The 22,898-nt window shown below is 69.2% G+C and carries 23 protein-coding genes and 1 tRNA gene; 10 read left to right on the top strand and 14 right to left on the bottom strand.

Annotated features, from left to right (window positions below):
• Positions 1–36 precede the first annotated feature (36 nt).
• Positions 37–1,815 carry a PQQ-binding-like beta-propeller repeat protein gene (locus tag FBY22_RS37855; protein ID WP_142152703.1) on the top strand — a complete coding sequence of 593 codons (1,779 nt, stop codon included), beginning with the start codon at positions 37–39 and terminating at the stop codon, positions 1,813–1,815.
• Positions 1,816–2,024: 209 nt separating this feature from the next.
• Complete coding sequence (locus FBY22_RS37850; protein ID WP_142152702.1) at positions 2,025–2,735, top strand: response regulator transcription factor; 711 nt, start codon at positions 2,025–2,027, stop codon at positions 2,733–2,735.
• A gap of 18 nt (positions 2,736–2,753) precedes the next feature.
• Here FBY22_RS37850 and FBY22_RS37845 read toward each other — a convergent pair whose 3' ends face one another.
• Both FBY22_RS37845 and FBY22_RS37840 read right to left on the bottom strand, forming a co-directional pair.
• Positions 2,754–3,110: a hypothetical protein gene (locus FBY22_RS37845; RefSeq protein ID WP_142152701.1), complete on the bottom strand. Its 357-nt coding sequence runs from the start codon at positions 3,108–3,110 to the stop codon at positions 2,754–2,756.
• 21 nt (positions 3,111–3,131) lie between these two features.
• Complete coding sequence (locus FBY22_RS37840) at positions 3,132–4,823, bottom strand: sodium:solute symporter family protein (RefSeq protein WP_142152700.1); 1,692 nt, start codon at positions 4,821–4,823, stop codon at positions 3,132–3,134.
• A 189-nt stretch (positions 4,824–5,012) separates the two neighbouring features.
• On the opposite strand from FBY22_RS37840, the gene galT reads away from it, so the two are divergent.
• The 3 genes from galT to galK are packed head-to-tail and all read left to right on the top strand — an operon-like array spanning position 5,013 to position 8,193.
• A complete protein-coding gene (gene galT, locus FBY22_RS37835) occupies positions 5,013–6,071 on the top strand; it encodes a galactose-1-phosphate uridylyltransferase (RefSeq protein ID WP_142152699.1) in 1,059 nt (352 codons plus the stop codon).
• The gene (galE, locus tag FBY22_RS37830) at positions 6,071–7,039 is read left to right on the top strand and encodes a UDP-glucose 4-epimerase GalE (RefSeq protein WP_142152698.1); all 969 of its coding nucleotides are present in this window, start codon (positions 6,071–6,073) and stop codon (positions 7,037–7,039) included. The genes galT and galE overlap by 1 nt, the downstream gene beginning before the upstream one ends.
• Positions 7,039–8,193, top strand: coding sequence for a galactokinase (gene galK, locus FBY22_RS37825; protein ID WP_142152697.1), 1,155 nt, complete (start codon positions 7,039–7,041; stop codon positions 8,191–8,193). Before galE ends, galK begins: the two co-directional genes overlap by 1 nt.
• On the opposite strand, the gene FBY22_RS37820 is transcribed toward galK, so the two are convergent.
• Positions 8,186–8,629 (bottom strand): N-acetyltransferase, encoded by a 444-nt coding sequence (locus FBY22_RS37820; protein ID WP_142152696.1) that lies wholly within the window; start codon positions 8,627–8,629, stop codon positions 8,186–8,188. The genes galK and FBY22_RS37820 overlap by 8 nt on opposite strands.
• Positions 8,630–8,895: 266 nt before the next feature.
• On the opposite strand from FBY22_RS37820, the gene FBY22_RS37815 reads away from it, so the two are divergent.
• Positions 8,896–9,663 (top strand): response regulator transcription factor, encoded by a 768-nt coding sequence (locus FBY22_RS37815; protein WP_142152695.1) that lies wholly within the window; start codon positions 8,896–8,898, stop codon positions 9,661–9,663.
• Here the strand turns inward: FBY22_RS37815 and FBY22_RS37810 are convergent.
• Entirely contained in the window at positions 9,622–10,119 is a 498-nt protein-coding gene (locus FBY22_RS37810) for a MarR family winged helix-turn-helix transcriptional regulator (protein WP_142152694.1), read from the bottom strand. The genes FBY22_RS37815 and FBY22_RS37810 overlap by 42 nt on opposite strands.
• Positions 10,120–10,208: 89 nt before the next feature.
• On the opposite strand from FBY22_RS37810, the gene FBY22_RS37805 reads away from it, so the two are divergent.
• From FBY22_RS37805 to FBY22_RS37795, 3 genes are read left to right on the top strand one after another with little or no spacing between them, the layout of a single operon-like run.
• On the top strand, positions 10,209–11,021 hold the full coding sequence (locus FBY22_RS37805) for a trans-aconitate 2-methyltransferase (RefSeq protein ID WP_142152693.1): 813 nt from the start codon (positions 10,209–10,211) through the stop codon (positions 11,019–11,021).
• Complete coding sequence (locus FBY22_RS37800; protein ID WP_142152692.1) at positions 11,021–11,401, top strand: VOC family protein; 381 nt, start codon at positions 11,021–11,023, stop codon at positions 11,399–11,401. The genes FBY22_RS37805 and FBY22_RS37800 overlap by 1 nt, the downstream gene beginning before the upstream one ends.
• 51 nt (positions 11,402–11,452) lie before the next feature.
• Positions 11,453–11,626, top strand: a complete 174-nt coding sequence (locus FBY22_RS37795; RefSeq protein ID WP_142152691.1) for a CsbD family protein — start codon at positions 11,453–11,455, stop codon at positions 11,624–11,626.
• Between the two features lie 20 nt (positions 11,627–11,646).
• Here the strand turns inward: FBY22_RS37795 and FBY22_RS37790 are convergent, their stop codons facing one another.
• Together FBY22_RS37790 and FBY22_RS37785 are read right to left on the bottom strand one after the other, a co-directional pair.
• Positions 11,647–12,324 carry a TetR/AcrR family transcriptional regulator gene (locus FBY22_RS37790; RefSeq protein WP_142152690.1) on the bottom strand — a complete coding sequence of 226 codons (678 nt, stop codon included), beginning with the start codon at positions 12,322–12,324 and terminating at the stop codon, positions 11,647–11,649.
• Positions 12,321–13,325 carry a fatty acid desaturase gene (locus FBY22_RS37785; protein WP_142152689.1) on the bottom strand — a complete coding sequence of 335 codons (1,005 nt, stop codon included), beginning with the start codon at positions 13,323–13,325 and terminating at the stop codon, positions 12,321–12,323. Before FBY22_RS37785 ends, FBY22_RS37790 begins: the two co-directional genes overlap by 4 nt.
• A gap of 291 nt (positions 13,326–13,616) precedes the next feature.
• Here FBY22_RS37785 and ppc point away from each other — a divergent pair, with 291 nt between their 5' ends.
• Positions 13,617–16,349 carry a phosphoenolpyruvate carboxylase gene (gene ppc, locus FBY22_RS37780; protein WP_142152688.1) on the top strand — a complete coding sequence of 911 codons (2,733 nt, stop codon included), beginning with the start codon at positions 13,617–13,619 and terminating at the stop codon, positions 16,347–16,349.
• 61 nt (positions 16,350–16,410) lie between these two features.
• On the opposite strand, the gene FBY22_RS37775 is transcribed toward ppc, so the two are convergent.
• The 8 genes from FBY22_RS37775 to FBY22_RS37740 all read right to left on the bottom strand — a co-directional run bounded on the left by FBY22_RS37775 (position 16,411) and on the right by FBY22_RS37740 (position 22,823).
• A complete protein-coding gene (locus FBY22_RS37775) occupies positions 16,411–17,097 on the bottom strand; it encodes an LPXTG cell wall anchor domain-containing protein (RefSeq protein WP_142152687.1) in 687 nt (228 codons plus the stop codon).
• Positions 17,098–17,233: 136 nt separating this feature from the next.
• A complete protein-coding gene (locus FBY22_RS37770) occupies positions 17,234–17,746 on the bottom strand; it encodes a hypothetical protein (RefSeq protein ID WP_142152686.1) in 513 nt (170 codons plus the stop codon).
• A 42-nt stretch (positions 17,747–17,788) separates the two neighbouring features.
• Positions 17,789–18,391 (bottom strand): aminoacyl-tRNA hydrolase, encoded by a 603-nt coding sequence (pth, locus tag FBY22_RS37765; protein ID WP_142152685.1) that lies wholly within the window; start codon positions 18,389–18,391, stop codon positions 17,789–17,791.
• Between the two features lie 70 nt (positions 18,392–18,461).
• Positions 18,462–19,058, bottom strand: a complete 597-nt coding sequence (locus FBY22_RS37760; RefSeq protein WP_142152684.1) for a 50S ribosomal protein L25/general stress protein Ctc — start codon at positions 19,056–19,058, stop codon at positions 18,462–18,464.
• Between the two features lie 192 nt (positions 19,059–19,250).
• Positions 19,251–20,225, bottom strand: a complete 975-nt coding sequence (locus FBY22_RS37755) for a ribose-phosphate diphosphokinase (protein ID WP_142152683.1) — start codon at positions 20,223–20,225, stop codon at positions 19,251–19,253.
• A gap of 75 nt (positions 20,226–20,300) precedes the next feature.
• Positions 20,301–21,749 carry a bifunctional UDP-N-acetylglucosamine diphosphorylase/glucosamine-1-phosphate N-acetyltransferase GlmU gene (gene glmU, locus FBY22_RS37750; protein ID WP_142152682.1) on the bottom strand — a complete coding sequence of 483 codons (1,449 nt, stop codon included), beginning with the start codon at positions 21,747–21,749 and terminating at the stop codon, positions 20,301–20,303.
• A gap of 121 nt (positions 21,750–21,870) precedes the next feature.
• Positions 21,871–21,941 (bottom strand) — tRNA-Gln (locus tag FBY22_RS37745).
• Positions 21,942–21,947: 6 nt separating this feature from the next.
• Positions 21,948–22,823, bottom strand: a complete 876-nt coding sequence (locus FBY22_RS37740; protein WP_142152681.1) for a hypothetical protein — start codon at positions 22,821–22,823, stop codon at positions 21,948–21,950.
• Positions 22,824–22,898: the final 75 nt, after the last annotated feature.

Here is a 22,898-nt window from a genome sequence, read left to right as displayed (position 1 = left end):
CCGTCGCCCCGCCGCCCCGCCTCGAGGTACCCCGCCATGACCCAGCCCCCGCCCCCGCCGAACCAGCCGCCGAACCAGCCCCCGCAGCAGCCCGGCTTCGGCCCGCCCCAGGGCCAGCAGCCGCCGCAGACGCCCCCGCAGCAGCCGGGATTCGGCGCCCCGCAGACCCCGCCGCAGCCGCAGCCGCCCTACGGCACCCCGCAGCCGGGCTACGGCTACCCCCAGGCCCCCCAGCCCCCGCAGCAGCCCGGCTACGGCTACCCCACGCCGCAGCCTCCGTACGGCCAGCCGCCCAACCCCTATGGCCAGCAGCCCGGTTACGGCTATCCGCAGCAGCCCGTACCGCCGCACCCCCAGGCCGGCGGGCGGAAGAACAACACGCCGCTGATCGTCGTCGCGGCGGTCGCCGCGCTCGCGCTCGTCGTCGGCGGCATCTGGTACTTCGCGTCCGCCGGTGGCGACGACAAGAAGGACCAGACCGCGAACTCCAGCGGTGGCACCGGCGGCGGCGACGGCGGTGGCGGTGACACCGGCAAGGGCGGTGTCGACGGCAAGGGCGAGGAGAAGGTGCCCGCCGACACCGCATCCAAGCTGCTGTACAAGCTCCCCTCGCCCAAGGTCGACGACACCACCGTGGTGTCCGGCTCCTGGCTGACCGACAAGGTGTACGTCAAGAGCGGCGTCGCGCAGATCAGCGCGTACGACCTCGACAAGGGCACCAAGCAGTGGACGATCAAGCTGCCCGGCCCGGTCTGCACGGTCAGCCGGCACACCACCGACGACCACCGCACGGCCGTCCTCTTCCAGCCCAGGATGCCGGCGAAGAACAGGTCGGCCGGATGCAGCCAGGTCGCGGCGATCGACCTGGACGCGGGCAAGAAGCTGTGGACGAAGTCGGTCGGTGACGGCGCCGGCGGGACGATCACGTTCAGCAACGTCACCGTCAGCGCGAGCACGGTCGCCGCGGGCGGCCTGCAGGGAGGCGCTGCGTTCGACGTCGCCGGCGGCAAGCCGCTGTGGGCCCCGAAGGCCACCGACAACTGTTACGACGCCGGGTACGGCGGCGGCGAGAAGCTGGTCGCGGTGCTCAAGTGCGGTCAGTACGGCGAGCGCCTGCTGCACATCCAGACCATCGACCCGCAGACGGGGAAGGTGATCTCGGACTACAAGATGGCCAAGGGCATCGAGTACGCCTCCGTGGTCTCGACGAACCCGCTGGTCGTGGCGGCCGACGCGGGCGACAGCGCCGGGGACGGCAGCGAGATCTCGGACTTCTACTCCATCGACAACAAGACCGGCAAGCTGATCAACCGGATCTCGGCGCCGGGCAAGCAGTACGCGGCCCGCTGCGACGGCATCACGAAGATCGAGGGCTGCACCGGTCTCGCCGTGGGCAACGACCGGCTGTACGTGCCGACCGAGGAGCACAGCGGCACCAAGGAGTACAGCCAGACCAACGAGGTCGTCGCCTTCGACCTGGCCACCGGCAAGCAGACCGGCCAGCGCGCCGACGCCGGCGACGGCTACACGATCACGCCACTGCGCATGGACAACGGCAACCTGATCGCGTACAAGCGCCCGCCGTACGACAAGGGCGGCCAGATCGTCAGCATCGACGGTGGCTCCTTCAAGGAGACGACGCTGCTGGAGAACCCGGCGACCGGTCCCGCGCGCTCGGCGGAGACCACGATGTCACCGGACTACTCCGAGATCCTCTACTCGCAGGGCCACCTGTTCATGGCCTCGCAGTTCGCCGACAAGTCGTCGTCGGCGGGGGACAAGTACCTGGCCCTGGCGTTCGGTACGCGCAGTTGAATCACCCACGTATGAGAGAAAAACAAGATATTCCGTCGATCCGGGGCAGTTCTCACCGGTAGGGGGAGCGCAACGTCGAACAAGCGTGTAGCTTCCGGGGGCATGAAGAGCGGGGGAGCCGGGAGGGGGGTTCCTGTCCGCGCGGACCGGTGGGCACCCATGGTGGGGCATGCCTGGGGATCCACTGGGGTGAGTGGGGGGTTTGCTCGATGGGAGTGCGGCTCATGGTGGTCGACGACCACCGACTGCTGGCCGAGGCGCTGGCCTCGGCGCTGAAGCTGCGGGGGCACCGGGTGCTGGCCGCCGCGGCGCCGGCCGCGGGCGCGGCGGAGCTGGTGATCACCCGCGCGCCGGAGGTGTGCCTGCTGGGTACGGCGACACCGGCCGAGCCGGGCATGTTCGACCCGGTGGTGCGGATCAAGCGGGAGCGTCCGCAGGTGGCGGTGCTGGTGCTGGGCCCCGTGCCCAGTCCGCGCGGGATAGCCGCGGCCTTCGCCGCCGGCGCCTCCGGCTACGTACGCCACGACGAGCGCATCGAGGGCGTCGAGCGGGCCATCATGAAGGCCCGGGCGGGTGAGGCGGCGGTCGCTCCGCAACTGCTGCAGGGGGCTTTCAGTGAGCTGCTCAACCCCGCCGCCCAGCCCGACGACGAGGGCCAGCGTCTGCTGCAGATGCTCACGCCCAGGGAGGTCGAGGTGCTGGTCCGGGTCGCCGACGGCGAGGACACCCGGCTGATCGCGGCGGGCATGGGCATCGCCCCGTCGACCGCGCGCACCCACGTCCAGCGGGTCCTGATGAAACTGGGCGTCGGCTCCCGCCTGGAGGCGGCGGCGCTGGCGGCCCGCACGGGCCTGCTGGACCGGGCGGGACCGCTGTCGCACCCGGTGCCGGAGACGGGAGCGGGGCCGGAGGCGTCGTAGCCTCCGGCCCCGCGGCCGTCACTCGGCGGGCTTGTCCGGCAGGTCCTCGGGCGTGACCTCGGGGACCGTCGGCGGGGTGGGCCGCAGCTTCAGCCAGGCCAGGAAGAAGAGGCCCAGCAGCAGCATCCCGATCCCGGTCCACAGGTTGATGTTGATGCCCTGGGCCTTGTCGATGGCGGCCTGGTCGTCGGTGATGCCGGTGATGGTGACGATCACGCCGTAGAGGACGAACAGGCCGCCGATGATGCGGCGCAGGTCGAAGATGCGGGCCGCGGTGGCCGACTTCTTCTGCAGTTCGGAGACCTCGCGCTGCACGTCCTGCTCGGAGTACGCGTGCGGCTCGGGGTGTTCGGAGGGGCTGGGAAACTCGGACATGGTCTCTCGATCCTCCCGCGATCAGAGCGAGAACGGGATGTAGCAGGCGGCAGCGATGATCACCGCGCCCCAGCCCAGCAGGGCCGGCCTGCGGTACCAGGCGTCGTCGCCGGGGGCGGGGGGCTCGGTCATGCCGGGGGAGGTGGTGCCGTAGACCAGGCCCTGGAGCTCCTCGGCGGGCTTGGGCTTGGTGAACAGGGACACGGCGAACATCACGATCGCGCCGGCGGCGAAGCCGACCATGGCCGAGACGAAGTTGGCGCCCTGGTCGGAGGGGATGTCGACGACGCCCTGCTTGTAGATCACGAAGTAGTTCACCATCGCGGAGACGGTGCCCGCGAGCAGGCCCCAGAAGCCGGACCTGGTGGAGGCGCGCTTCCAGAACATGCCGATGATGAAGACGACGAACATCGGCACGTTGAAGAAGGAGAACAGCGTCTGCAGGTAGCTCATGATGTTCGAGAACGACGAGGCCAGGAACGCCGTGCCGATCGACGCGCAGACGCCGATCACGGTGATCAGGCGGCCGAAGCGGACGTAGTACTCGTCCTCGCGGCCCTTGACGATGTAGCGGCCCCAGATGTCGTTGGTGAAGACCGTGTTGAAGGACGACACGTTGGCCGCCATGCCGGCCATGAAGGCGGCGAGCAGGCCGGTGATCGCGATGCCGAGGACACCGTTGGGCAGCAGCTCGTGCATCAGGTACAGGATGGCGTCGTTGTACTGGTAGCCCGACTTGGCGGTGCCGAAGCCGGGGACCAGAGCCGCCGCGACGAGCCCGGGGATCATCACCAGGAAGACGATGAAGATCTTCGGGTACGCGGCGATGAGCGGGGTGCGCTGGGCGGCGGAGAGGTTCTTCGCGGACAGGGCGCGCTGCACCTCGGCGAAGTTCGTCGTCCAGTAGCCGAAGGAGAGCACGAAGCCGAGGCCCAGGACGATCGTCAGCCAGTTGGCGCCGAGCGGGTTGGAGCTGCCGATGCCGGTGCCGCCCCAGGCGGTGGTGAAGTTGGCGCCGTGCTGCGCGGTGAGCTTGTCGGTCAGGCCGCCCCAGCCGCCGACCTTCTTCAGGCTCAGGATGACGATCGGGATGAGGGCCGCGAGGATCACGAAGAACTGCAGCACCTCGTTGTAGATCGCGGACGACAGACCGCCGAGGGTGATGTAGGCGAGCACGAAGGCGCCGGCGACCACGATGGCGACCCACTGCGGCCAGCCGAGCAGCGCCTCGACGACGAGCGCGAGGGAGTAGAGGTTCACACCGGCGATCAGGATGGCCGCGACGGCGAACAGGATCGAACTCAGCAGATGTGCCCATTTGTCGAAGCGCAGCAGCAGCATCTCGGGAACCGAGCGGACCTTGCTGCCGTAGTAGAAGGGCATCATCACCAGGCCGAGGAAGACCATGGCCGGGATGGCGCCGATCCAGTACCAGTGAACGGTGTACGCGCCGTACTGCGCGCTGTTGGCCGCCATGCCGAGGATCTCGGTGGCGGCCAGGTTGGCGGAGATGAAGGCGAGACCGGTGATCCAGGCGGGCAGGGAGCGTCCGGAGAGAAAGAAGTCGAGGCTGGTCTTCACCGATCTGCGGGCGGCGAAGCCGATGCCCAGGACGACGACGAAGTAGATGCCGAGGATCGTGTAGTCGAGCCAGCTTGTGGGGAGTCGTAGCTCGGCGGCGAGGGGGACAGCCATGTTTGTGGGGGTTTGCATAAGAACTCGCTTCGCTGCGTGAACGGATCCAGAGCGGAACCTATGCCTCGGTGTTCAGTAATTGAACACTTCGGTTGATGCCCTTTGTTGGATTGTGATGTTGACGACTCTGGGTGATCGTGTTCCAATGTGTTTGGTTATGTTTGATGGCTGTGCAGCTGAGTGAGTGGCTCGGATAGGGAGTCCGCAGTGAAGAAGACGTCGACCCGACTGGCCGACGGTCGCGAGCTGATCTACTACGACCTGCGCGACGACGTCGTGCGCGACGCGGTGGACGAGCGACCCCTGGAGCGGACCCACACCACCTCCGAGATCCGCCGCGACCCGCTGCTCGGCGACAGCGTTGCCATCGCCTCGCACCGACAGGGGCGCACCTACCATCCGCCGGCCGACGAGTGCCCGCTGTGCCCCTCCCAGGACGGGCGGCTGAGTGAGATCCCGGACTCGTCGTACGACGTCGTCGTCTTCGAGAACCGTTTCCCCTCCCTCGCCGGAGACTCGGGCCGCTGCGAGGTCGTCTGCTTCACCTCCGACCACAACGCGTCCTTCGCCGACCTCACCGAGGAGCAGGCCGCCCTGGTGCTGGACGCGTGGACGGACCGCACGTCGGAGCTGTCGCATCTGGCCTCCGTGGAGCAGGTGTTCTGCTTCGAGAACCGCGGCGCCGAGATCGGCGTGACCCTGGGTCACCCGCACGGCCAGATCTACGCCTACCCCTTCACCACCCCTCGCACCGCGCTGATGCTGCGGCAACTCGCCCAGTACAAGGAGGCGACCGGCGGGGGGAACCTCTTCGATCATGTTCTCGAGCATGAACTCGCCGACGGGCGGGTCGTCCTCGAGGGTGAACACTGGGTGGCGTTCGTGCCGTACGCGGCGCACTGGCCCTACGAGGTCCACCTGTACCCCAAGCACCGGGTGCCGGACCTGCTCGCGATGGGCGAGGAGGCGCGCACAGAGTTCCCCAAGGTCTATCTGGAACTGTTGAGGCGCTTCGACCGGATCTTCGGCGAGAACGAGCCGCCGACGCCGTACATCTCGGCCTGGCACCAGGCCCCGTTCGGCGCGCTGGAGGAGTTCGAGGGCGTCAACCGCGACGACTTCGCGCTCCACCTAGAGCTTTTCACCATTCGCCGTACGTCCGGCAAGCTGAAGTTCCTCGCGGGTTCCGAGTCCGGCATGAACGTGTTCATCAACGACGTGCCGCCGGAGCGCGCGGCCGAGCGACTGCGAGAGGTAGCGAGTTGATGAGCGGCAAGTATCTGGTCACCGGTGGCGCGGGCTATGTCGGCAGCGTGGTCGCCCAGCACCTGCTGGAGGCGGGCCACGAGGTCACCGTCCTCGACAACCTGACCACCGGGTTCCGCGAGGGAGTCCCGGCGGGCGCCACCTTCGTCGAGGGTGACATCCGCGACGCCGCCAAGTGGCTGGACTCCTCCTACGAGGCCGTCCTGCACTTCGCCGCGTTCTCGCAGGTCGGCGAGTCGGTCGTGAAGCCCGAGAAGTACTGGGACAACAACGTCGGCGGCACCATGGCGCTGCTCGGCGCGATGCGCGAGGCCGGCGTGCGCAAGCTCGTCTTCTCCTCCACGGCGGCGACCTACGGCGAGCCGGAGCAGGTCCCGATCGTCGAGACCGCCCCGACGAAGCCGACCAACCCCTACGGCGCCACCAAGCTCGCCGTCGACCACATGATCAGCGGCGAGGCGGCCGCCCATGGCCTGGGCGCGGTCTCCCTGCGCTACTTCAACGTGGCGGGCGCCTACGGCGCGTGCGGCGAGCGCCACGACCCCGAGTCGCACCTGATCCCCCTCGTCCTCCAGGTCGCCCAGGGCAGGCGCGAGGCCATCTCGGTGTACGGCGACGACTACCCGACGCCCGACGGCACCTGCGTGCGCGACTACATCCACGTCGCGGACCTGGCCGAGGCCCACCTGCTCGCGCTGAAGGCCGCCACCTCCGGCGAGCACCTGATCTGCAACCTCGGCAACGGCGAGGGCTTCTCCGTCCGCCAGGTCATCGAGACCGTCCGCCAGGTCACCGGCCACCCCATCCCCGAGGTCGTGGCCCCGCGCCGCGGCGGCGACCCGGCGGTCCTGGTGGCCTCGGCGCACAGCGCCCGCGAGAAACTGGGCTGGAACCCGTCCCGCGCGGATCTCGCGGGAATCGTCGCGGACGCGTGGGAGTTCGCGCAGAACATCTCCAGGGAGCAGTAGTGGGTGCACAGCAGGTCCGGGAAGGCTTCGCCGCGCTGTACGGGGCCGAACCGGAGGGCGTCTGGTCGGCGCCGGGCCGCGTCAACCTCATCGGTGAACACACCGACTACAACGACGGCTTCGTGATGCCCTTCGCGCTGCCGCACACCGCCGTCGCGGCCGTCTCGCGCCGCGCCGACGGCGTGCTGCGCCTGCACTCGGCGGACGTCGAGGGCGGCGTGGCGCAGCTGCGTCTGGACGACCTGGCACCGGAGTCCGACCGGAACTGGACGGCGTACCCGGCGGGTGTCGTCTGGGCGCTGCGCGAGGCCGGTCACGCGGTGACCGGCGCCGATGTGCACCTGGCGTCGACGGTCCCCTCCGGCGCGGGCCTGTCCTCCTCGGCCGCGCTGGAGGTCGTGATCGCCCTGGCGCTCAACGACCTGTTCGAACTGGGGCTGCAGCGCTGGCAGTTGGCCCGCCTGTGCCAGCGCGCCGAGAACGTCTACGTCGGCGCGCCCACCGGCATCATGGACCAGACGGCCTCGGCCTGCTGCGAGGAGGGGCACGCCCTGTTCCTCGACACCCGGGACCTCTCCCAGAGGCAGATCCCCTTCGACCTCGCGGCCGAGGGCATGCGCCTGCTGGTGGTGGACACCCAGGTCAAGCACTCCCACAGCGAGGGCGAGTACGGCAAGCGCCGGGCGGGCTGCGAGCGGGGCGCGGCGCTGCTCGGCGTCGACGCGCTGCGGGACGTGCCGTACGCCGAACTCGACGACGCGCTCGCGCGGTTGGGCGACGACGAGGAGGCGGTCCGCCTGGTGCGGCACGTCGTCACCGAGGACGAGCGGGTGGAGAAGATCGTCTCCCTGCTGAAGGCGGGCGACCCGCGTGCCATCGGCCCGGTGCTGGTGGCCGGCCACGCGTCCCTGCGCGACGACTTCCGCATCTCCTGCCCGGAGCTGGACCTGGCGGTCGACACGGCGCTCGCGGCCGGTGCCCTGGGCGCGCGGATGACGGGCGGCGGCTTCGGCGGCTCGGCGATCGTCCTGGCGGAGGCCGCCGACGTCGAGACCATCACGAAGGCGGTCGAGGAGGCCTTCGCGACGGCGGAGTTCACCGCCCCGCGGATCTTCGAGGCGGTCCCGGCGGCCGGGGCCCGCAGGCTCAGCTGAGCCGCTTGGTCAGGGTGTACTCGGTGATCCCCGGCGGATAGTCGGGGATCACGCACACCACGTCGTACCCCTGCTTCTTGTAGAAGTCCGGCGCCTGGAAGTCCCAGGTCTCCAGGCGCACGGAAGCACAGCCACGCTCCCGCTTCGCGATGCGCTCCGCCGCCGCGAGCAGTTGCGAACCCAGCCCCACTCCCCGGTGGCGCGCGTCCACCCACAGATAGGTCACGTGCAGCCACGTCGTCCAGGTGTGGCCGACCAGTCCGCCCGCGAGGGCGTCGGTGTCGTCCAACGCCCATATGTGCAGCGGAAGTTCCCGTTCACCTGGGGTTCCCCGCAGCGCGCGCAGCACCGGGGAGGCCGCCATGTTGGTCTCGCGCAGACGGGTTCGGAGAAGATCGCGCCGGGCCCTGTCGACTTCTGTCTCAAGACGAAACATGCGGCTCACGATAAACGCGTCGGACCGCCAGTTCTGCAAATAACCTTCCCCTCCCGGCCCCCAGCCGTACCCTGATGAGCAGCACCGGTGGGGGCCGGTGCCGATCAGGGGGCGAGACAGTCGGGTACGACACCCGAAGTGGGGGTAGCAGTTTTTGCACGGCGGCGGCCGTGCCGGGCCATCGCGCCGGGCGTCGTACCCGCGCCCGTACCGTCTCCCGAACAAAGGGGTCCCCTGCTCTTCAGGAGCCTGGGGAAGGGGGTTTCGTGGTTCGCATCCGAGTCCTGGTCGTCGACGACCACCGCATCTTCGCCGAGTCGCTCGCCGCAGCCCTTGCGGCCGAGCCCGACGTCGACGTCTCCGCCGCGGGCAGCGGTCCCGCCGCGCTGCGCAGCCTGGAGCGGGCGGCGGCCGAGGGGCGCCGCTTCGACGTGCTGCTCGTCGACGCCGACCTGGGCGGCAACCTGCCCGGTGTGCGGCCCGCCGTGCCCGTCCAGGAGGTGGGTGAGGACGGTCTCGTCGACGGGATCTCGCTGGTCGCCGGAGTGCGCAGCGGGCAGCCGGGGGTGCGGATCGTCGTCCTCGCGGAGAAGGACGATCCGCGGCGCGCCGCGCTCGCCCTGCAGGCCGGGGCGTCCGGCTGGGTCGCCAAGGACTGCTCGCTGTCGAGACTCCTGAACGTCATCCGGGGCGTTCTGCGCGACGAGACCCATCTGCCGCCCGCCCTGCTGACGGGCGTGCTCAGGGAGCTGACGGCCGCGCGCAAGCACCGCACCGAGAGCGAGCGGCTGGTGGAGTCCCTCACGCCGAGGGAGCGCGAGGTGCTGTGCTGCATGGTGGCGGGGCTCGGCCGGAAGGCGGTCGCCGAGCGGCTGTTCCTCTCGCCGCACACGGTGCGCACCCATATGCAGAACGTCCTCGGCAAACTGGGGGTGCACAGCACGCTGGCCGCCGTCGCCCTCGCCCGCCGGGCCGGGGTCGGTCCGGTGGACCTAGCCGGGGATGTTGTCGAACGGGGCGGTCAGCTGGCGTAGCAGCCCGGCGAGTTCACCGCGCTGGGCGCGGGAGAGCTCGGCGAGGATCGCCCGCTCCTGGTCGAGCAGGCCGGCCAGGGCCTGGTCCGCGCGGTCCTGGCCCTCGCTCGTCAGGCGCACCAGCACACCGCGCCGGTCGCTCGGGTCGGGCAGCCGTTCCACCAGGCCCTTCTTCGTGAGCCGGTCGATGCGGTTGGTCATGGTGCCGGAGGTGACCAGGGTCTGCGTCAGCAGCTGTCCCGGTGAGAGCTGGTACGGGGTCCCCGCGCGTCGGAGCGCGGTCAGCACGTCGAACTCCCAGGGCTCCAGGCTGTGCTCGGCGAACGCCAGCCTGCGGGCCCGGTCCAGGTGCCGTGCCAGTCTGCTCACCCTGCTGAGCACCTCGAGCGGTTCCACGTCGAGGTCCGGGCGCTCCCGGCGCCACGCAGCGACCAGCCGATCGACCTCGTCCTCCATGGCGATCAGTGTAGTGGTTGTGTCGATGTGAAGTCTCTTGATGTCGAGTCTCTTGACATCGAGAGAATTTGGCGGGGAAGGTAGCGGTCATGAGCAGCCCTGCCTGGGACCCCGCCCAGTACCTCCGCCACGCCGGCCACCGCGCCCGGCCCTTCGCCGACCTCCTCGCGCGCGTCCCCGACCCGCCCTCCGCCGAACCGGCCGTCGCAGACCTCGGCTGCGGCCCCGGCAACGTCACCGTCCTGCTCGCTGAGCGCTGGCCCACCGCGCACATCACCGGCTACGACAACTCGCCCGAGATGCTCGACCGCGCCGTGACCGAGCACGCGGGACCCACACCCGGCGGGGGACACCTCGACTTCGCCCACGCCGACGTCCGCACCTGGACACCCGCACGGCCGTACGACCTGATCGTCAGCAACGCCACCCTGCAGTGGATCCCCGGGCACGCGGAGCGGTTCGGCGAGTGGATCGCGGGGCTCGCACCGGGCGGCACCTTCGCCTTCCAGGTGCCCGGCAACTTCTCCGCTCCCAGCCACCGGCTGATGCGCGAGATCGCCCGCTCCCCCCGTTTCGCGGACCGCCTCGCCGACCTCCTGCGCCACGACGACGCCGTCCTCGCCCCGCAGGCCTACCTGGAGCGGCTGACCTCCCTCGGCTGCGCGGCCGACGTGTGGGAGACGACGTACATGCATCTGCTGACCGGCGAGGACCCGGTGCTGGACTGGGTGAAAGGGACCGGGCTGCGGCCCGTCCTGACCGCCCTCGCCGACGATCCCGAGGCCCGCGAGGAGTTCCTCGCCGAGTACCGCGCGGCCCTGCGCGAGGCCTATCCCGCCACCGCGTACGGCACCCCGTTCCCGTTCCGCCGGATCTTCGCCGTCGCCCGCAAGGAGGCCTGATGCTCACCGCCGTCGACCACGTCCAGCTCGCCGCCCCCGCCGGCTGCGAGGACCTGCTGCGCGCCTACTACACGGACGTCCTCGGCATGAGAGAGATCCCCAAGCCGCCGGTGCTCGCCGCGCGCGGAGGCTGCTGGTTCCAGGCGGGCGCCGTCCAGCTGCACCTCGGAGTGGAGGAGGACTTCCGGCCTGCGAAGAAGGCACACCCGGGGCTGCGGGTCACCGGCATCGAGGCCTACGCGGCCCACCTGGAGGCCGGTGGAGCGCGGGTCGTCTGGGACGGCGATCTGCCCGGGCACCGGCGCTTCTACTCCGAGGACCCCGTGGGCAACCGGCTGGAGTTCCTGGAGCCGGTTGCCGGAGTTTGCCCCGCCCCTTGAGGGCTACCCGCCGTATGACAGTGAAGTCCCGCTGACTGGGAGTGAACTCTGATGGCAGGCGAACAGAAGGCCAAGGGCAAGAAGGAACAGGCCAAGGGCAAGGTCAAGGAGACGGTGGGCCGTGCTGTCGGCAACGAGAGCATGGAGGCCGAGGGCCGCGCCCAGCAGTCCAAGGGCGACGCCCGCCAGGCCAAGGAGAAGGCCAAGGACGTCTTCAAGCACTGACGCGCACGCGACGGGAGCGCTCAGCTCTTGCGGTGCCCTATGAGCCGCGGCTTCTGCTCCAGCCCGTCCAGCCCGTGCCACGCCAGGTTCACCAGGTGGGCCGCGACCTCCGCCTTCTTCGGACGGCGCACGTCCAGCCACCACTGACCGGTCAGCGCGACCATGCCGACCAGAGCCTGCGCGTACAGGGGGGCGAGCTTGGGGTCGAAGCCGCGGCTCTTGAACTCCCGGCCCAGGATGTCCTCCACCTGGGTGGCGATGTCCGAGATCAGCGAGGCGAACGTACCCGTCGACTGCGGGATGGGGGAGTCGCGGACCAGGATGCGGAAGCCGTCCGTGTACTCCTCGATGTAGTCCAGCAGCGCGAACGCGGCCTGCTCGCACAGCTCACGCGGATGGCCGGCGGTCAGCGAACTGGTGACCATGTCCAGCAGCCGCCGCATCTCACGGTCCACGACCACCGCGTACAGGCCCTCCTTGCCGCCGAAGTGCTCGTACACCACCGGCTTGGACACCCCGGCCTTCGCCGCGATCTCCTCCACGGACGTGCCCTCGAAGCCCTTCGCCGCGAAGAGGGTGCGGCCGATCTCCAGCAGCTGCTGACGGCGCTCGGCACCCGTCATGCGGGTGCGCCGCACGCGCCGCGGTTTGTCGGTGCTCTCGGTGCTGCTGGAGTCGGTCGCCACGGCGTCAATCATGCCGCCTCGGCGGTCTCCTTCCGGCGCCGAGACCCATCTTCCCCGGTGTTACGGCGCGAATCGATACGTGAGCGTGACGGCCAGCGCACGTCGTACGCCCAGCCGAACGCCTCGAACCAGCGGATCAGACGGGCACTGGAGTCGAGCTGCCAGCGCTCCACACCGTGCCGCGCCGACGTCGGGTCGGCGTGGTGCAGGTTGTGCCAGGACTCGCCGCACGACAGCACGGCCAGCCACCAGACGTTGCCCGAACGGTCCCGCGACTTGAACGGCCGCTTGCCGACCGCGTGGCAGATCGAGTTGATCGACCAGGTGACGTGGTGCAGCAGAGCCACCCGAACGAGTGAGCCCCAGAAGAACCCGGTGAACGCACCCCACCAGGACCAGGTGACCAGCCCGCCGATCACCGGCGGAAGCGCCAGCGACAGCACCGTCCACCACACGAACTGGCGGGAGATCGCGCGGATCGCCGGGTCCTTGATCAGATCCGGCGCGTACTTGTCCTGCGGGGTCTGCTCCTCGTCGAACATCCAGGCGATGTGCGCCCACCACAGGCCCTTGATCAGGGCCGGGACCGTCTCCCCGAAACGCCACGGCGAGTGCGGGTCGCCCTCCGCGTCGGAGAACTTGTGGTGCTTGCGGTGGTCCGCCACCCAGCGGACCAGAGGGCCCTCGACCGCCATCGACCCCATGATCGCCAGGGCGATCCGCAGGGGCCGCTTGGCCTTGAAGGAACCGTGCGTGAAATAGCGGTGAAAACCGATCGTGATGCCGTGGCAGCCCAGGTAGTAGAAGAAGACCAGCAGACCGAGGTCCAGCCAGCTCACCCCCCAGCCCCACGCCAGCGGAACCGCGGCAAGCAGCGCGAGGAACGGAACGGTGATGAACAGCAGCAGCGTGATCTGCTCGATCGACCGCTTCTGCTCACCGCCCAGCGTGGCCGAGGGAGTTGGGTCGGTCGTCTTCGGGGCGTCTGCGATCACATCGGATCTCGTGGTCATGGGCGTCCCCTGTGGGGTCGAGGGTTGAGAGAGATGCCGGACGGTAGAAACCGGGCACGCCTTCCTACGGTTCCGTAACCTACGGCGTCGTAAGTATGGCAGTGCCCCGCCCGGCGGCAAGAGCCCGAGAGTCTGCGCGTCCGCATGGACACCTATCCTTGGAGTCGGTCGGACAGCGCGGTCCGCTCTGATTCATTCCCGGATGTCAGGGCCGTATGCGGCGCCCGCCGCGCGGTCCCGGCTGCCGGGTTCCCTCCCAGACGAGCTTCAACACTGCAAGGAGCCGCACCTGTGAGCAGTGCCGACGACCAGACCACGACGACCAGCAGTGAGCTGCGCGCCGACATCCGCCGGCTGGGTGACCTTCTGGGCGAGACCCTCGTCCGCCAGGAGGGCCCCGAGCTTCTGGAACTCGTCGAAAAGGTCCGCCGCCTCACGCGCGAGGACGGAGAGGCCGCCGCTGAACTGCTGCGCGGCACCGAACTGGAGACCGCGGCCAAGCTGGTCCGCGCCTTCTCCACCTACTTCCACCTGGCCAACGTCACCGAACAGGTGCACCGCGGCCGTGAACTGCGTGCCCGGCGCGCCGCCGAGGGCGGCCTGCTGGCCCGCACCGCCGACCGACTAAAGGACGCCGACCCCGAACACCTGCGCCAGACGGTCGCCCACCTCAACGTCCGCCCCGTCTTCACGGCCCACCCCACCGAGGCCGCCCGCCGCTCGGTGCTCAACAAGCTCCGGCGCATCGCCGCGCTCCTGGAGACCCCGGTCATCGCCTCCGACCGGCGCCGCCTCGACACCCGCCTGGCCGAGAACATCGACCTGGTGTGGCAGACCGACGAGCTGCGCGTCGTCAGGCCCGAACCCGCCGACGAGGCCCGCAACGCCATCTACTACCTCGACGAGCTCCACGCGGGCGCCGTCGGCGACGTCCTGGAGGACCTGACGGCCGAGCTGGAACGGGTCGGGCTGAAGCTGCCGGACGACAGCCGGCCGCTGACCTTCGGCACCTGGATCGGCGGCGACCGCGACGGCAACCCGAACGTCACCCCCCAGGTCACCTGGGACGTCCTCATCCTCCAGCACGAGCACGGCATCAACGACGCCCTGGAGATGATCGACGAGCTGCGCGGCTTCCTCTCCAACTCCATCCGCTACACCGGCGCCACCGAGGAACTCCTGGCATCCCTCCAGGCCGACCTCGACCGCCTCCCCGAGATCAGCCCCCGCTACAAGCGCCTCAACGCCGAGGAGCCCTACCGCCTCAAGGCCACCTGCATCCGGCAGAAGCTGGAGAACACCAAGCAGCGCCTCGCCAAGGGCACCCCGCACGAGGACGGCCGCGACTACCTCGGCACCTCCCAGCTGCTCGCCGACCTCACCCTCATCCAGAACTCCCTGCGCGCACACCGCGGCGACCTGTTCGCCGACGGCCGCATGGACCGCACCATCCGCACGCTGGCCGCCTTCGGCCTCCAGCTCGCCACCATGGACGTACGCGAACACGCCGACGCCCACCACCACGCCCTCGGCCAGCTCTTCGACCGCCTCGGCGAGGAGTCCTGGCGGTACGTCGACATGCCCCGCGAGTACCGGGCCCGGCTGCTCGCCAAGGAGCTGCGCTCCAGAAGGCCGCTCGCCCCCACCCCGGCGCCCGTCGACGCCGCCGGCGCCAAGACCCTCGGCGTGTTCGAGACGATCAAGCGGGCCCTCGCCGTCTTCGGACCCGAGGTCATCGAGTCGTACATCATCTCCATGTGCCAGGGCGCCGACGACGTCTTCGCCGCCGCCGTCCTCGCCCGCGAGGCCGGCCTCATCGACCTGCACGCCGGCTGGGCGAAGATCGGCATCGTGCCGCTGCTGGAGACCACCGACGAGCTCAAGGCCGCCGACACCATCCTCGAGGACATGCTCTCCGACCCGTCCTACCGGCGCCTGGTGGCGCTGCGCGGCGACGTCCAGGAGGTCATGCTCGGCTACTCCGACTCCTCCAAGTTCGGCGGCATCACCACCTCCCAGTGGGAGATCCACCGCGCCCAGCGCCGGCTGCGCGACGTCGCCCACCGCTACGGCGTACGACTGCGCCTCTTCCACGGCCGCGGCGGCACCGTCGGCCGCGGCGGCGGCCCCTCCCACGACGCGATCCTCGCCCAGCCCTGGGGCACTCTGGAAGGCGAGATCAAGGTCACCGAACAGGGCGAGGTCATCTCCGACAAGTACCTCATCCCCTCCCTGGCCAGGGAGAACCTGGAACTGACGGTCGCCGCCACCCTGCAGGCCTCCGCCCTGCACACCGCGCCCCGCCAGTCCGACGAGGCACTCGCCCGCTGGGACGCGGCCATGGACGTCATCTCGGACGCCGCCCACGCCGCCTACCGCACCCTCGTCGAGGACCCGGACCTGCCGACGTACTTCCTCGCGTCGACGCCGGTGGACCAGCTCGCCGACCTGCACCTGGGCTCCCGGCCCTCCCGCCGCCCCGGCTCCGGCGTCTCGCTCGACGGCCTGCGCGCCATCCCGTGGGTCTTCGGCTGGACCCAGTCCCGCCAGATCGTCCCCGGCTGGTTCGGCGTCGGCTCCGGTCTGAAGGCGCTGCGCGAGGCGGGCCTGGACACGGTGCTCGACGAGATGCACGAGCAGTGGCACTTCTTCCGCAACTTCATCTCCAACGTCGAGATGACGCTCGCCAAGACCGACCTGCGCATCGCCTCGCACTACGTCGACACCCTCGTCCCCGACGAGCTCAAGCACGTCTTCGACACCATCCGCACCGAACACGAACTGACCGTCCGCGAGGTCCTGCGGGTGACCGGCGAGAGCGAACTCCTCGACGCCACCCCGGTCCTGAAGCAGACCTTCGCCATCCGCGACGCCTACCTGGACCCCATCTCCTACCTCCAGGTGACCCTCCTCAAGCGGCAGCGTGACGCCGCGGCCGCCGGCGAGGAACCCGACCCGCTGCTCGCGCGCGCCCTGCTCCTCACCGTCAACGGCGTGGCCGCGGGCCTGCGCAACACCGGCTGAGCCCGAAAACGGCGGTGCCCCCGAGTGTCGTACTCGGGGGCACCGCCGTTTCACACCCTTGTCAGGCCCGGCGCCGCCGGACCACCAGGTAGCCGCCGGCCGCCACCAGCGCGGCCGCCAGGCCCGACAGCAGGCCGACCGGCGCGCCGTTGCCCGTCTCGGCGAGGTCGCCCGAGTCGCTGCCACCCTGTGCGGACGGCGACGAGGACGCGGACACGCCTCCGGACGGCGACGAGCTCGGAGACGCGGAGGACCCGGCCGAGGGCGAGGCGGACGCGGACGCCGAGGCAGACGACGACGGGGACGCCGACGAGGACGGGGTGGAACCGCCGCCCTCGTCCTTGCAGTCCGTCCAGAACACCTTCTGCTTCGCGGCACCCTTCTCGCCGTCGAAGTTCCAGAAGAGCTTGTAGTGCCCGTCGGGCAGCGACAGGTCCTCGGTGCGGCCGTGACCCTTGGCATCCAGCGCGATCGCGCCGGACTTCACCGTCTCGCCCTTGCTGCCGGCGCTCGGCGCCCAGGCCTCGATGTGCCAGTCCACTTCCTGCACGGCGTCGAAACCGAACGCGTCCAGGTAGAACGTGCAGACGTGCGGCTCGTTGCGCTTGAGCTCCTCACCGGTCTTGGCGTCGTGGATCTTCACGGTCCCGTTGTCCCCGGGAGCGGTGGCATGGGCTGCGACGGGCGCGGAGAACAACGCGGCCGCGGCGACGGCGGACAGAGCGCCGGCGCGAGTGAGGGTACGCATGGGGCAAATCCATCTTCGAGTTACGGACGGGAAGATGTGGAGGGGGCGGCTCAGCATCCAGCCGCGGCTGACCCGAGGTCAATCACGAACGGACAACACTTGGGTGCTCCACAGCAGTGAAGAACACGAAAACCCCTCACATGGTCACGAAAGCCGCGGTGAGCAACGCGACCCCCGACCCCGCCATCACCCACGCGAGCCGCGTCCGCCGCAGCCCCCCGGCCACCACGACCGACGCCAGCAACAACGCCCCGCCCAGCGGAACCCACGCGTACAGCACCCCGGCCGGCCCCGACCGCACCACCTCGTCGCCCCCCGGCATCACCACCACCGAGTACGACTTCCCCTTCTTCACGGCGGCCGTCTTGTCGATGACCACCCGCGCATGCCCCGGCGAGCCGGGCGAGAGCGGCGTGAACGGCCCCGTACAGCTCCGCCCGCCGCACCGCGTCACCTCGATCGTGCCGCGCTCCCGCCCCTTGGTGAGCATCACGTACGGAGCGGTCCGCCACGACCCCCACACCCCGGCGACCAGAATCAGCACCGCCAGCGCACCCATCACCACGACCCGCCCGAACCGCAACGCGGTACCGGAGACCCGGGCCTGACGGGAGGAGGTGATGGCAGAGGCGGGCATGGCCGGGATCATTGGCCATGCCTGAGCGCCCGGTCAACTCGCTTGGGGGACAAGTCAGGAGTTGTACGTGCTTTGCGCTCGCTCCAGCCCCTCGATGACAAGGCACTCCACCGCGTCCGCGGCCCGGTCCACGAAGTAGTCCAACTCCTTGCGCTCCGCGGAGGAGAAGTCCTTCAGCACGAAGTCCGCGACCTGCATACGACCCGGCGGCCGCCCGATCCCGAACCGCACCCGGTGATAGTCGGCCCCGAACGCCTTCGTCATCGACTTCAGACCGTTGTGCCCGTTGTCCCCACCACCGAGCTTCAGCCGCAACGTCCCGTAGTCGATGTCCAGCTCGTCATGGACGGCCACCACGTTCGCCACCGGCACCTTGTAGAAGTCCCGCAGAGCGTTGACCGGACCACCCGACAGGTTCATGTACGACATCGGCTTGACCAGGATCACCCGGCGGTTGGCCGGCCCCGGAGGCCCGATTCGCCCCTCCACGACCTGGGCCTGCGCCTTGCCCGCCCGCTTGAACCTCCCTCCGATCCGCCCGGCCAGCAGATCGGCCACCATGAAACCCACGTTGTGCCGGTTGCCGGCGTACTCCGGCCCGGGATTGCCGAGCCCGACGACCAGCCAGGGGGCGTTGGCGGGGGTGGTCACGTCCATCTCTCCTCGATACGCGCCAGCCGCTGCCCCGTACGGGAACAGCGGCTGACGAAACGACGATCCGTGCGGATCAGGCCTCGGCGACGGCCTCGTCGCCCTCGGACTCCTCGCCCTCGGACTCCTCCGCCTGCGCGGCCAGGACCTGGAGGACGACCGCGTCCTCCTCGACGGCCAGCGTGGTGCCCTTGGGCAGCGTGATGTCCTTGGCGAGGACGGAGGCACCGGCCTGCAGGCCCTCGACGGAGACCGTCACGGACTCGGGGATGTGCGTGGCCTCGGCCTCGACCGGAAGCGCGTTCAGGACGTGCTCCAGCAGGTTGCCACCCGGGGCCAGCTCGCCCTCGGTGTGGACCGGCACCTCGACCGTGACCTTCTCGCCCCGCTTGACCAGCTGCAGGTCGACGTGCTCAAGGAAGCCCTTGATGGCGTCACGCTGAACGGCCTTCGGAATCGCCAACTCGCTGCTCTTGCCGTCGATGTCCAGGGAGATCAGGACGTTCGGCGTACGCAGCGCCAGCAGCAGGTCGTGGCCCGGAAGGGTCAGGTGCAGCGGGTCCGAGCCGTGGCCGTACAGCACACCGGGAACCTTGTTGTCACGGCGGATACGGCGGGCGGCACCCTTGCCGAACTCGGTGCGCGTCTCGGCGCTGAGCTTGACCTCGGACATGTGGATCACTCCTCGTACAGGTAGATGCGGACGTGGTCACCCGGCCACGAACGGCCTGCTACGAAGAGCGCGTCGATAACGGACAGCCGTACCTCGCGGAACGAGTACGGCCTCCCTCGCCGAGCAACTGGAGCAGTCTACTCGGCGCGGGAGGCCACAGAAAAATCGATCATGCAGAAGCGTTCATACAGCTCACTGCTCGTCGAACAGGCTCGTCACCGAACCGTCCTCGAACACCTCACGCACCGCACTCGCGATCGTCGGCGCGATCGACAGCACCGTGATCTTGTCCAGCTCCAACTCGCTCGGCGTCGGCAGCGTGTTCGTGAACACGAACTCACTCACCTTCGAGTTCTTCAACCGATCCGCCGCCGGACCCGACAGCACACCGTGCGTCGCCGTCACGATGACATCCTCCGCACCGTGCGCGAACAGCGCGTCCGCCGCCGCGCAGATCGTGCCACCCGTGTCGATCATGTCGTCGACCAGGACACACACCCGGCCCTTCACCTCACCGACCACCTCATGCACGGTGACCTGGTTGGCGACGTCCTTGTCCCGGCGCTTGTGCACGATCGCCAGCGGCGCACCCAGCCGGTCGCACCAGCGGTCCGCGACCCGAACCCGGCCCGCGTCCGGCGACACCACCGTCAGCTTGTTCCGGTCGACCTTCGCCCCCACATAGTCCGCCAGCAGCGGCAGCGCGAACAGGTGATCCACCGGACCGTCGAAGAAGCCCTGGATCTGGTCCGTGTGCAGATCCACGGTCAGAATCCGGTCCGCACCCGCCGTCTTCATCAGATCGGCGATCAGCCGCGCCGAGATCGGCTCACGACCACGGTGCTTCTTGTCCTGCCGCGCATAGCCGTAGAACGGCACGATCACCGTGATCGACCGCGCCGACGCCCGCTTCAGAGCGTCGATCATGATCAACTGCTCCATGATCCACTTGTTGATCGGAGCCGTGTGGCTCTGGATCAGGAAACAGTCCGCACCACGAGCCGACTCCTCATACCGCACATAGATCTCACCGTTGGCGAAATCGAAGGCCTTCGTCGGGACGACCCCGACACCCAGCTGCTGGGCGACCTCCTCGGCAAGCTCGGGGTGGGCGCGGCCGGAGAAGAACATCATCTTCTTCTCGCCGGTCGTCTTGATCCCGGTCACAGCTGTCTCCTCAGAGGTGTCTCAACTGGGTGTGCACTTATCACCGTACGCCGTGTCGAAGGCATCCGTTTCCGGTCAGTCTTCGCTCTCGACCTGCCGAGACGCCGCCTCGGCCGCCTTCGCCGCCGCGCTCCCCGGACGCTTACGAGCCACCCAACCCTCGATATTCCGCTGCTGACCACGGGCCACAGCCAGCGAACCGGGCGGCACATCCTTCGTGATCACGGACCCGGCAGCGGTGTACGCACCGTCCCCGACCGTGACAGGAGCCACAAACATATTGTCCGAGCCAGTACGACAATGCGACCCGACCGTGGTGTGGTGCTTCTCCTGACCGTCATAGTTGACGAACACGCTGGCAGCACCGATGTTCGTGTACTCACCGATCGTCGCGTCACCGACATAGGACAAGTGAGGCACCTTGGTGCCCTCACCGATCACGGCGTTCTTGGTCTCCACATACGTACCGATCTTGCCCTTCGCACCCAGCCGCGTACCAGGCCGCAGATAGGCGAACGGCCCCACCGTCGCGCCCGGCCCCACCTCCGCACCGTCCGCCACCGTGTTGTCCACCCGGGCACCGGCCCCCACACGCGTATCCGTCAGCCGGCTGTTCGGCCCCACCTCGGCACCCTCACCCAGATGCGTGGAACCGTGCAACTGCGTCCCCGGATGCACCACCGCGTCCTGCTCGAACGTCACGGTGACATCCACCCACGTGGTCGCCGGATCGACCACCGTCACACCGCCCAGCATCGCCCGCGTCAGCAGTCGGTCGTTCAGAATCCGCCGCGCCTCACTCAACTGCACACGGTTGTTGATACCGGCGATCTCCCGGTGATCCGCCGCCACACAGGCCCCCACCCGATGACCCGCCTCACGCAGAATCCCGAGGACATCCGTCAGATACTCCTCACCCTGACTGTTGTCCGTACGAACCTTCTTCAACGCGTCGAAGAGCAACTGACCGTCGAACGCGAACACACCCGAGTTGATCTCACGAATCGCCCGCTGCGCCTCGGAAGCGTCCTTGTGCTCGACGATCTGCGTCACCGCACCCGTGGCCTCGTCCCGCACGATCCGCCCGTAACCGGTCGCGTCCGGGACCTCGGCCGTCAGCACCGTCACGGCGTTCGCGTCGCCCGAGTGCGTCGCCGCCAGCCGCGACAACGTCTCACCGCTCAGCAGCGGAGTGTCCCCGCACACGACCACCACCGTGCCGTCCACGCTGCCGCCCAGGGACTCCAGCGCGATACGCACCGCGTGACCGGTGCCGTTCTGCTCCGCCTGCACCGCGGTGCGCACCCCGGGGTCGATCTCGCCGAGATGCGCGGCCACCTTCTCCCGCGCGTGGCCGACGACGACCACCAGGTTCTCGGGGTCCAACTCACGGGAGGCGGCGAGCACATGGCCGACCAGGCTGCGGCCGCAGATCTCGTGCAGGACCTTCGGTGTGGCCGACTTCATACGGGTGCCCTCACCCGCTGCGAGAACGACGACGGCTGCCGGGCGAATGGCGCTCACGGGGTGGCCCTTCGGCTGTGGAGGAGGTGGGGACATCCGAAGGATACCGGGGCGTTTCCTGGGGGACATGGGAGCGGGCCCTGACGGTGCTTTCACCGGTCAGGACCCGAACTGAGTAGTGCTCCCGGGGGAGGACTCGAACCCCCATGATCAGAACCAAAATCTGACGTCTTGCCCTTAGACGACCCGGGATGGCCGCTATGTCCGATTCTGTGAATCGGGCGCGGTCGCAGCCCCTACTATGCCGTACCACCAGCCTTCGATGCGACGGTACAGATCAGCTCCGCCCCGCACGTCGATGCGCAGGCAGCCGTGGTAGTTCTCCCCGGTGTTCTTCCGGTTGGTGCGCGGGTTGTGCTTCTTGAGCGCCGTCCTCAGCAGCGCAGACCTCTCGATGCCCACATGGGTCGCCCAGAATTTTTCGGCGAGCGCGACGTCGGCGGACTCGTGGATGTGGACGGCGAACCTAAGGGCCGAAGGGTCGACTTGGAGCAGTTTCAGCCAGGCCAGGAAGACCGCCACCATGTCGGGGTCGCTGTTGACGAAGGTGATGCGTTCTCGTCGGCTGTAGGGCTTGCTCTTGGCTCCCTCGGCCCAGTACAGGCCGACGCCGACCAGGAATAGTTCGCGTTCGGTCAGCCGTCCCACTTCGGCCGCCGCCATCCGCTTCGTGCGCTGTCGCTCCTCCTCTCGCAACCGCAGTTTCGCCTCCCAGCCGCGCTTGGCGATGGCTGAGGCCTCCTCGCGGGTGCGTGTCCGACGCTCCGGCTTCGGCAGGTCCCGTACCCACAAGGAGATCGAGCTCTTGGAGCAGCCGAGTTCCAGCTGGATCCGGTCGTAGGTCCAGCCCTGGAGGCGGAGTTCGCGGGCCCTGGCCCTCAGGTCGTCCTTCGCGTTCGGGCGCTTCGTCCATTCGGGAGGGGGTTCGCCCTCCAGGAGGCGGTTGAGGATGTCGTTGTTGTCGACGCGGAGCCGGTCGCGGATCTGGCGTCGGCTGAGTCCCTCGCGTCGCAGCGCGACCGCCCGTTCGCGGAGTCCTTCGAAGTCGGCGTATTTGCCACACAGCTGTGCCATGGGCATACCGTCCGGGCGGAATGGTCGGTTCCGGTGTCGAACGGTGAGCGATTCAGCAGTTCGAGGGAAAGAGGG

Origin of the sequence: Streptomyces sp. SLBN-31, from assembly GCF_006715395.1 — a bacterium.
Classification (GTDB): domain Bacteria; phylum Actinomycetota; class Actinomycetes; order Streptomycetales; family Streptomycetaceae; genus Streptomyces.
This window is presented reverse-complemented; position numbering and strand designations above follow the sequence as displayed.